Genomic DNA, 4017 nt, shown 5'->3' on the forward strand with positions numbered 1-4017 from the left:
GGGCTGGTCCTGCCGGCCATGGGCTACGGGGGGCGCCAGATCGAGGAGCTGGCGGCCACCATCGACGCCGCCGACTGCGACGTGGTCGTGGCCGGTACCCCGATCGGCCTGCGCCGGGTCGTCGGCACCGCCCGCCCGGTCCGCCAGGCCGGCTATGAGCTGCGCGAGCTGGGCCACCCCGACCTGACCGATGTGCTCGCGCCCATCCTGGCCGCGGCCAGGCCCGCCCGGCCGGTCGCCCCGGCCCGCTGACAAGGAGGACGCCATGCGGACAGTGCACCCACAGACCCGGGAGAACCTGCTCCGGGCGATGCGGCGGGAGGCGTACGCCTTCGCCATGTACCTGCTGTACGCCACCCAGGCCCGCAAGCACGGCCGGCCACAGGTGGCCGAGCTGTTCGAGCAGGTGGCCAAGGAGGAGTACTTCGGCCACTTCGTCGAGCAGGCCCTGGAAGTGGGGGTCATCGGCATGGAGGCCGAGAACCTGCACCTGGCCATCGAGGAGGAGGCCTTCGAGGCCGAGGTGATGTACCGCGACTTCCAGGGCCAGGCACAGGCGGTCGGCGACCACGCCGCCGCCGAGCGGTTCCGCCGCCTGCGCGAGGACGAACGGCGCAACCGTGACCAGTTCCTGGCCGTCCTGCGGGACCTGGACCCGGCCGACCCGGCCGAGTAGCGAACGGCCCCCCAGAATCGGGACCAGGGGCCCTAGGGACGGACCGAGCGCTCGGCTACGGTGCCAGGGCAACGACAAAGGAGGCACCGATGAAGGTCTCCGACCTGCAGCCCCACGAGCTGTTCACCGCCCAGGCGGACGAGAGCCTGGACGTCGCGGCCGACCGCATGAACTGGCATCAGGTCGGCGCCCTTCCGGTCCTGGAGGGCCAGCACCTGGCCGGCATCATCACCGAACGGGACGTCACGGCCGCGATGGCCGAGGGCGCGGACCCGGTCATCACGCCGGTGTCGGACTACATGACCCCGGCCCCGGAGGTCCTGCGGCCCGACAGCGAACTCGCCGACGCCGCCCATCTGATGCTGGAGCTGGGCATCCGGCACCTGCCCATCGTGCGCGGCGGCCACCTGGTCGGTGTCCTGTCCATCCGCGACGTCCTGGACGCCGAGGTCCACCAGGCCGACGGGAGCCGAGCCGGATAGGTCCCGTTCCCGGCAGGCCATTGGACCCTGCCGCCGCAGGCGCGACACTTGGTCGGATGGCACCGACAAGCACGAACTCGGAGGCTGCGATGACGACCGCGGACGGTTGGGTGTGTGTCGACGGCAACGAGGCGGCGGCGCGGGTCGCCCACCGGCTGAGCGAGGTCATCGCCATCTACCCGATCACGCCGGCGTCGACGATGGGGGAGCTGGCCGACACCTGGAGCGCGGCCGGGAGGCCCAACCTGTGGGGGCAGGTGCCCGAGGTGGTCGAGCTCCAGAGCGAGGCCGGGGCGGCCGGGGTGCTGCACGGGGCGGTGCTCAAGGGGGCGCTGGCCACCACGTTCACCGCCTCCCAGGGCCTGCTGCTGATGCTGCCCAACATGTTCAAGATCGCCGGGGAGCTGACCCCGACGGTGATCCACGTGGCCGCCCGCACGGTGGCCACCCACGCCCTGTCGATCTTCGGCGACCACTCCGACGTGATGGCCGCCCGCCCCACCGGCTGGGCGATGCTGGCCGCCGGCTCGGTGCAGGAGGCCCACGACCTGGCCCTGGTCGCCCACGCCTCGGCGCTGGCCTCGCGGGTGCCGTTCCTGCACTTCTTCGACGGCTTCCGCACCTCCCACGAGGTGGCCAAGATCCGGGTGCTGGACGACGACGACCTCCGTTCCCTGGTCGACGAGGCCGATGTGGCCGCTCACCGTGAGCGGGGCCTGTCCCCGGACCGGCCCCAGCTGCGCGGCTCGGCCCAGAACCCGGACGTCTTCTTCCAGGCCCGGGAGGCCAGCAACCCCTTCTACGCCGCCGTGCCCGGGATCGTGCAGGCCAAGCTGGACGGGCTGGCCGCCCGCACCGGCCGCCGCTACGGGCTGGTCGACTACCTCGGCGCCCCCGACGCCGAGCGGGTGCTGGTGCTCATGGGGTCGGCCGCCGGTGCCGCCGGCGAGGCGGTCGAGGCGCTGACGGCGGCGGGGGAGCGGGTCGGCCTGGTCACGGTGCGGCTGTACCGGCCGTTCCCGGCCGAGGCCCTGGCCGCCGCCCTGCCCGCGACCGTGCGCCGGGTGGCGGTGCTGGACCGGACCAAGGAGCCGGGCGCGGCCGGCGAGCCCCTGTACCAGGACGTGGTGTGTGCCCTGGCCGAGCGGGCGGCGGGCGGCGGCCCGCCAATGCCGGCGGTGGTGGGGGGCCGCTACGGCCTGGCGTCCAAGGAGTTCACCCCGGCCATGGCCAGGGCGGTGCTGGACAACCTGGCCGCCGATGAGCCCCGCAACCACGTCACGGTCGGGATCGCCGACGACGTCTCCCACAGCAGCCTGCCAGTGGACGCTGGGTTCTCGACCGAGGACGCCGAGGGGCTGCGGGCGGTGTTCTTCGGCCTTGGCTCGGACGGCACCGTTGGGGCCAACAAGACGTCGGTGAAGATCATCGGCGAGGGCACCGACCTGTTCGCCCAGGGCTACTTCGTCCTGGACTCAAAGAAGTCCGGCTCGGTGACCGTTTCGCACCTGCGGGTCTCACCCCGGCCGATCCGCTCCACCTATCTCATCGGCCAGGGGCAGGCCAACTTCGTCGCCTGCCACCAGTTCCACTTCCTGGACCGCATGGATGTGCTCGGCCGGGCCGCCCCAGGGGCCAGGTTCCTGCTCAACAGCCCCTGGCCGGACGACCAGGTGTGGGACCACCTCCCCCGCGAGGTCCAGCAGGAGATCATCGACAAGCACCTGGACCTGTGGGTGGTCGACGCCGCCCGGGTGGCCCGCGAGGTCGGCATGGGCCACCGGATCAACACGGTCATGCAGCCCTGCTTCTTCGCCCTGTCCGGCGTCCTGCCCCGGGACGAGGCCATCGCGGCGATCAAGGCCTGGATCGAGAGGGCGTTCGGCCGCCGGGGGGAGGAGGTGGTGGCCCGCAACTTCGCCGCCGTGGACCGGGCCCTGGACGGGCTGCGTCAGGTCCAGGTGCCGGCGTCGGCAACCGCCACCCGCCACCGCCGGCCGACCGTCTCGGAGCAGGCCCCAGACTTCGTCAAGCGGGTCACGGCCCGGATGATGGAGGGCAACGGCGACCTCCTGCCGGTCAGCGCCCTGCCCGTCGACGGCGCCTTCCCGACCGGCACGGCCAGGTGGGAGAAGCGCTCCCTGGCCGCCGAGATCCCCATCTGGGACCCGTCGATCTGCATCGACTGCGGCAAGTGCGCCATCGTGTGCCCGCACTCGACCATCCGCATGAAGGTGTTCGCCCCCGAGGCTCTGGAGGGCGCCCCCGACGGGTTCGAGGCCAAGGACTTCCGCTCCCGGGACCTGCCCGGACACAAGCTCACCATCCAGGTCGCGCCCGAGGACTGCACCGGCTGCGGGGTCTGCGTCGAGGTCTGCCCGGCCCACTCCAAGGAGGAGGTCAAGCACAAGGCGATCAACATGACCCCGGTCGACGCGTTCCTGGAGCGCGAGCGGGAGCGCTGGGAGTTCTTCGAGGCGATCCCGGAGCTGGACCGCGAGCGGACGGCCCCGGACACGGTCAAGGGCTCCCAGGTCCGCCAGCCGCTGTTCGAGTTCTCCGGCGCCTGCGCCGGCTGCGGCGAGACCCAGTACCTGAAGCTGATCAGCCAGTTGTTCGGCGACCGGCTGCTGGTCGCCAACGCCACCGGCTGCTCCTCCATCTACGGCGGCAACCTGCCAACCACCCCCTGGACGACCAACGCCGAGGGACAGGGGCCGGCCTGGGCCAACTCGCTGTTCGAGGACAAGGCCGAGTTCGGCCTGGGCATCCGGCTGGCCGCCGACCGGCAGGCGGCCAGGGCCCGTCAGCTCCTGGAGGGCCTGGCGCCGGCGGTGGGGGAGGACCTCGCCCGGGCCA

The 4017-nt window shown here is 72.5% G+C and carries 4 protein-coding genes; all 4 read left to right on the forward strand.

Annotated elements, in window-relative coordinates:
• Nucleotides 1-252 (forward strand): GTPase (locus VF468_20405; protein ID HEX5880652.1); only part of this gene is annotated, 252 nt, incomplete at its 5' end.
• A gap of 13 nt (nt 253-265) precedes the next feature.
• Entirely contained in the window at nt 266-676 is a 411-nt protein-coding gene (locus tag VF468_20410) for a ferritin family protein (protein ID HEX5880653.1), read from the forward strand.
• An 89-nt stretch (nt 677-765) separates the two neighbouring features.
• Complete coding sequence (locus VF468_20415; protein ID HEX5880654.1) at nt 766-1158, forward strand: CBS domain-containing protein; 393 nt, start codon at nt 766-768, stop codon at nt 1156-1158.
• Between the two features lie 89 nt (nt 1159-1247).
• Nucleotides 1248-4017: pyruvate:ferredoxin (flavodoxin) oxidoreductase (gene nifJ / locus VF468_20420; GenBank protein HEX5880655.1), on the forward strand; the 2770-nt coding region annotated here is incomplete at its 3' end.

The sequence above is a fragment of the Actinomycetota bacterium genome (genome assembly GCA_036280995.1).
Classification (GTDB): Bacteria; Actinomycetota; CALGFH01; order CALGFH01; family CALGFH01; genus CALGFH01.

Bases quoted from the DNA above. Each gene is read 5' to 3' on its own strand.
- VF468_20410 (HEX5880653.1), top strand. From the start codon at position 266: ATGCGGACAGTGCACCCACAGACCCGGGAGAACCTGCTCCGGGCGATG.
- VF468_20415 (HEX5880654.1), top strand. From the start codon at position 766: ATGAAGGTCTCCGACCTGCAGCCCCACGAGCTGTTCACCGCCCAGGCG.